5 protein-coding genes are annotated in these 5,805 nt (G+C 69.0%); 4 read left to right on the top strand and 1 reads right to left on the bottom strand.

Features of this window, described 5'->3' with window-relative positions; genetic code table 11:
• The first annotated feature begins 28 nt into the window (after positions 1–28).
• Complete coding sequence (locus ABDW35_RS30690) at positions 29–499, top strand: MmcB family DNA repair protein (RefSeq protein WP_343717640.1); 471 nt, start codon at positions 29–31, stop codon at positions 497–499.
• Positions 500–516: 17 nt separating this feature from the next.
• On the opposite strand, the gene ABDW35_RS30695 is transcribed toward ABDW35_RS30690, so the two are convergent.
• Entirely contained in the window at positions 517–1,575 is a 1,059-nt protein-coding gene (locus tag ABDW35_RS30695; RefSeq protein ID WP_343717641.1) for a LacI family DNA-binding transcriptional regulator, read from the bottom strand.
• A 662-nt stretch (positions 1,576–2,237) separates the two neighbouring features.
• Between ABDW35_RS30695 and ABDW35_RS30700 the strand changes: the two genes are divergently transcribed.
• The 3 genes from ABDW35_RS30700 to ABDW35_RS30710 form a co-directional block, all read left to right on the top strand.
• A complete protein-coding gene (locus tag ABDW35_RS30700) occupies positions 2,238–2,339 on the top strand; it encodes a hypothetical protein (RefSeq protein WP_343717642.1) in 102 nt (33 codons plus the stop codon).
• 90 nt (positions 2,340–2,429) lie between these two features.
• Positions 2,430–4,241 carry a calcium-binding protein gene (locus tag ABDW35_RS30705; RefSeq protein WP_343717643.1) on the top strand — a complete coding sequence of 604 codons (1,812 nt, stop codon included), beginning with the start codon at positions 2,430–2,432 and terminating at the stop codon, positions 4,239–4,241.
• A gap of 354 nt (positions 4,242–4,595) precedes the next feature.
• On the top strand, positions 4,596–5,805 hold a 1,210-nt coding region (locus tag ABDW35_RS30710), incomplete at its 3' end, for a calcium-binding protein (RefSeq protein ID WP_343717644.1).

Consider the following 5,805-nt stretch of genomic DNA (forward strand, 5'->3'; position numbering starts at 1 on the left):
GCCCGAACGGAGTCTAGGATGGCCTGGCATGGAACAAAGAAGCAACATCATCGACTCTCTCGCCCGGCTGCAGACGGCGCAGGTCACGCGCGGGGTGCGCCGCTGGCTCGCCGCCGCCGGCCAGGCTGGCCTGGCCGACGGCCGCCGCGCCGACATCTTCGCGATCGACGGGGCGGGCGGCATCACCCTGGTCGAGGTCAAGGTCTCGATCGCCGATTTCCGCGGCGACCGCAAATGGCCGAACTACGCCGCCTATTGCGACCGGTTCTGCTTCGCCGTGCCGGAGGATTTCCCGCAGGAGTTGATCGCGCCGGACTGCGGCCTGATCGTCGCCGACGGCTTCGACGCCGTGCTGCTGCGGGCGCCGCCGGAGCACCGCCTGCCGCCTCCGCGGCGCAAGGCGCTGGTGCTGGAGTTCGGCCGGGTCGCGGCGCAGCGCCTGCATCTGGTGGAGGATGAGGGCGCGCTGGTCGGCTGGCGCGGCACCGGCGCGATCTGACTTGGGCGACAGCCGCGTCAGGGCGGGCGGGATGTCCGGCGGCCGCGGCGCTTCGGGGCGGCGGCGATGCTGGCCCGCGGCAGCAGCTGGTTCGGCAGCGTCGTGCGCAAGGGCGGGGCGGGCGCGCCGCCGTCCAGCAGCGCCAGCAGGGTCTCCGCCGCTTTCGCCCCGAGCTCGGCCGTCGGTTGCCGCAGCGTGGTCAAAGGCGGCTCGCAGAAGGCGCCGACCGGGACGCCGTCGAAGCCCAGCACCGACAGGTCGCCGGGCACGGCCGCGCCCTGCTGCCGCACGGTGCTGAGGAAGGCGATCGCCGCGTCGTCCCAGCAGGCGATCGCCGCCGTCGGCCGGGATTCCAGCGCCAGCCAGGCCCGGGCGGCCTCGACGCCGCTCTCGAAGCCGTCCTGGAAGGTGTGGCTGCCGCCGTGGCGGACCGCCGCGCGCTCGGGCAGGCCTGATGCCGCGAGCGCGTCGGCCAGCCCGCCGGACCGTTCGGCCTCGTGATAGCTGCCGGCCGGCCCGGCGATATAGAAGAAGGAGCGGTGGCCCAGGCCGATCAGCCGCAGCACGGCGCCGCGCATGGCCCGGCGGTCGTCGGCGATCACGCTCGGGATCCCGGCCGCGCTGCGGTCCTCCAGCACCGACACGACCGGCAGGCCGCCGCCGGCGGGCGACCGCCGCCCGCCCGGCGGCAGCTCCGCGCTGCCGATCAGGATCGCGCCGCGGACGATGCCGCTGACCGCGAGGTCGGGGATGTGCTGCTCCCCCGCCCGCGACCGGCTGCGGCCGGCAATCAGCAGGTTGAAGCCGTTGTCCGACAGGGTAGCGGCGACGGTCTGCAGCACCTCGGCGACGATCTGCGAGGTGCCGTAGGTGATCGTCGTTTCCGGCAGCACGGCCATGATGATGTTCGACGTGCCGACGCGCAGGTTGCGGGCGGCGGCGTTGGGGACGTAGCCCAGCTGCTCGGCTGCCGCCAGGATGCGGCGGCGCGTCGCTTCGTTGACCCGGCCGGGCTGGGCGAGGGCGCGGCTGACGGTCGAGGTGGCGACGCCCGCCAGCCTTGCGACGTCGCGCATGAGAGGACTGAAAGCCTCGCGGCTTATCGGGCGGCTGCCCATAATCCTATGCATTCTTTCCCGCCGCCGGTCCCGCCCCGGTGGCGGCGCGGCACCGCTGGCGGGTTGGCGGCCGATATGGCCGATCGAAAGCTCCATTAGACCCTGGAAAAAGCGCTTGCAAAGAGGGGTAACGTTGCCATCGTGCAGCAATCGATTGCCATTCTGCCGTTTCGCCCAGGCCCGGATCGATCGATGCCGGCGGCAATGTCGTGCTGTAGCGGTTCCGGGCCGGACGCTCCCTCCCCGGGGATGCCCGGCATTTCTGTATTTGAAGATATAAAATAATAATCAAATACATCCTTTCGAATCGGCGTGCTCCGCAGTGTTTTTCCTGGGGAAGGTTCATCCTCGATCGCAGGCTGGAAGCTGTTTTGGAGCGTGCGAAAAAATTTCTTGATGGTTTTTCAGTTTTTGCCGATGAATTGGCGCGATAGGCGGCCCGTCCTATCCAGCTTGGCATTTCTGTTTCATCCTCAATTCCGAGGAGTGCGTTTCCGCGCCTATGCACCTTGTGCCGGTGCAAGCGACCCAATCGTATCAATCGTGAGAGCCCAAGGCTCCGTCCGCCCCGTGAAGCGTGGGCCCCGGTCCTGTGCTGACTTCGAAGGAGGGGATAGATCATGGCTGTGATCAACGGAACCGCCGGCGACGATCTGCTCGACGGCCTGAGTTCCGCCGATACCTATAACGGCCTCGCCGGCAACGACACCGTGAGCTACTAGGCCTCGACGGCCGCCGTAACCGTCAATCTCCTGACCGGTTCGGGGACCGGCGGCTTTGCGGCCGGCGATGCTTATACCAGCATCGAGAACGTGAACGGCAGCGCGTTCGCCGACACCCTCATCGGCGATGCCAACGCCAACATTCTGCGGGGTTTCGACGGCAACGACAACCTCCTGGGTGGGGGCGGGGACGACGTCCTGCGCGGCATCAACGGCGACGACACCCTCGCCGGAGGCACGGGCAACGACATCCTGGAGGGCGGGGCGGGGACCGACGCGCTCGACGGCGGCGACGGCATCGACACCGCCTTCTACGGCAATGCGGCCGTCGCCGTCGACCTGCAGACCGGGGCCGGCCGGGGCGGCGACGGCAGCGATACCCTGACCAATATCGAGAACGTCACGGGCAGCGCCTTCGACGACACCCTCCGCGGCAATGCGCTGGTGAATGTGCTGGCGGGCGGCGACGGCGCCGACCAGCTGCACGGCTTCGAGGGCGACGATATCCTGCTGGGCGGGGCGGGCGACGATATCCTCAACGGCGACCAGGGAAATGACGCGCTCACCGGCGGCGCCGGCAATGACATCCTGCGTGGGCTCGACGGCGCCGACGCGCTCGTCGGCGGTGATGGCATCGACACGGCGTATTACGCGAATTCGGCTGTCGGGGTCGTGATCGACCTCGCGGCCGGCACCGGCAGCGGCGGCGACGCCGAGGGCGACACGCTGAGCGGGATCGAGAACCTCACCGGCTCGGCCTTCTCCGACCATCTCTATGGCAGCGCCGACGCCAATGTGATCGACGGCGGCGCCGGCGACGACACGCTCCGCGGTGGCGCCGGGGCGGACCAGCTGATCGGCGGCGACGGGTCGGACTTCGCCAACTACCAGGACTCCGCGGCCGGGGTGACGGTCGACCTGCTGGCCGGCACGGCCTCGGGCGGCGATGCCGACGGCGACGTGCTGACCGGCATCGAGAACCTCTACGGCTCCAGCAACGACGACACGCTGACCGGCAGCAACGACCGCAACATCATCGGCGGCGAGCTGGGCAACGACACCATCGTCGGCAATGGCGGCGACGACAGCCTCTCGGGCGAGGCGGGCGACGACAATCTCGACGGCGGTGACGGCAACGACCGGCTCGTCGGCGGCGCCGGCATCGACACCATCCATGGCGGCGTGGGCAATGACTCGGTCGATGCGGGCAGCGAGAACGACGTGGTCTTCGGCGAGGCCGGCGACGACACCATCTATGGCGGCGCGGGCGACGACCAGATCGACGGCGGCGACGGCAACGACAATCTCGAAGGGTCGGCCGGGGCCGACGCGCTCACCGGCGGCGCCGGCATCGACACCGCGGTCTACAGCCACTCGGCCGCGGCGGTCACGATCGACCTGGCGGCAGGCACCGGCACCGGCGGCGACGCCCAGGGCGACACGCTGGCCGGGGTCGAGCAGGCGATGGGCTCGGCCTTCGCCGACACGCTGACCGGTGACGCCGGCGCCAACGCCCTCTGGGGCCTGGGCGGGGATGACAGGCTCGCCGGCGGGGCGGGGGCGGACATCCTGAAGGGCGGGGCGGGGAACGACGTCTTCGTCTACACCGCGATCGGCGACAGCACCGTGGCGGCATCGGGCAAGGACACGATCGCGGACTTCGCGGCCGGCGACCGCATCGACCTGTCCGGCATCGATGCCGACGGTAATCCGGAGAATGGCGACACCGCCTTCACCTTCGGCACCGGCGGCTTCACCGGCGTCGCGGGGCAACTGCGGGTGGTGGATTTCGGCGACGGCCGCCAGGGCGTCTATCTCGACGCCAATGGCGACAAGAGCCCGGATTCGATCATCACCGTGATCTCCGACCACGCCCTGACCGCAGCGGATTTCGTGCTGTAGCAGCCCCGGGGGGCCGGCCGCCCGTCCGGCGGCCGGTCCCGTCATGCCAGCACCGGAACCGACCTTGCCGGATCGCCAAACAGCGATCCGGCTTTGTATTTCATACTTCGCCTGCGTGACGATTTTCTTTCGTCAATTCAATCTTGTACGCCTGCTGCAAGAAGTTTTGAAGGAACCTAGGCAAAAAGTCCTTGCAACCGGTCGGGGCTTCGATGATGAATCGCCACGGTGGGCAGACCGATTCTGTCCGTCATTGCATTTTTTTGTTTCAACCGCGTTCCGCGGGATAGCCCCTTACATTCACGGCCCCGCCGGGAACGTACCCATCCAGATCTTCTTGGAGAGATGCGACCCATGGCGCTTATCAACGGCACCGCCGATGCGGACAATCTGAGCGGCACCGCCGACGGCGACACCATCAACGGCCTGGACGGCAACGACCGGCTGATCGGCATGGAAGGCGACGACATCATCGACGGAGGTGCCGGCGATGACGAGCTGCATGGCAGCTGGGGCAGCGACACGCTGATCGGCGGCGACGGCATCGACATCATCGGCTATCTGAACTCGGACGCCGCCGTCACCATCAATCTCGGCACCGGCCAGGCCGAGGGCGGTTACGCCGCCGGCGACACCTTCTCCGGCATCGAAGGCGTCAGCGGCAGCCAGCTGAACGACAATATCTGGGGCGATGCAGGCAATAACACGCTGCTCGGCATCGAGGGCGACGACCGAATCATCGGCATGGCGGGCGACGACGTCATCGACGGCGGTGCCGGCAATGACGAGCTGCATGGCAGCTGGGGCGCCGACACGCTGATCGGCGGCGACGGCTTCGACGTCACCGCGTATCTGAACTCGGATGTCGGCGTCACGGTCAACCTCGCCACCGGCACGGCGCATGGCGGCTTCGCCGAGGGCGACACCTTCTCCGGCATCGAAGGCGTCAGCGGCAGCCAGCTGAACGACGTCCTGACCGGCGACGCGGCCGCGAACACCCTCAACGGCACCGAGGGCGATGACATCCTGAACGGCGGTGCCGGCGCGGATGTGCTCGACGGCGGCGCCGATTCGGATTTCGCCAGCTATGAGGGCTCGTCCGCGGCGGTGACCGTGGACCTGGTGGCCGGCACCGGCCTCGGCGGCGACGCCCAGGGCGACACGCTGGCCAATATCGAGAACCTGCACGGCTCCAGCTTCGCCGACAGCCTGACCGGCAACGACATCAACAACGTCATCATCGGCGATGCCGGGGCCGACACCATCAATGCCGGGGGCGGCAATGATTCGGTCAATGCCGGCAGCGAGAACGACATCGTCTCCGGCGGGGCGGGCACCGACAATCTCTGGGGCGGCACCGGCGACGACCAGCTCGACGGCGGCGAGGGCAACGACCGGCTCCAGGGCGCGGCCGGGGCCGACGCGCTGACCGGCGGCGACGGCATCGACACTGCCATCTACACCGCCAGCCGCACCGGGGTGACGGTGGATCTGGCGGCCGGGACCGGCGGCGGCGGCGACGCCCAGGGCGACACCCTGACTGGGATCGAGCAGGTGGAAGGCT

Source organism: Inquilinus sp., from assembly GCF_039594555.1.
GTDB lineage: Bacteria > Pseudomonadota > Alphaproteobacteria > DSM-16000 > Inquilinaceae > Inquilinus.

Coding starts and splice junctions, on each gene's coding strand:
- ABDW35_RS30690 (WP_343717640.1), top strand. CDS start 29: ATGGAACAAAGAAGCAACATCATCGACTCTCTCGCCCGGCTGCAGACG.
- ABDW35_RS30695 (WP_343717641.1), bottom strand. CDS start 1,575: ATGCGCGACGTCGCAAGGCTGGCGGGCGTCGCCACCTCGACCGTCAGC.
- ABDW35_RS30700 (WP_343717642.1), top strand. CDS start 2,238: ATGGCTGTGATCAACGGAACCGCCGGCGACGATCTGCTCGACGGCCTG.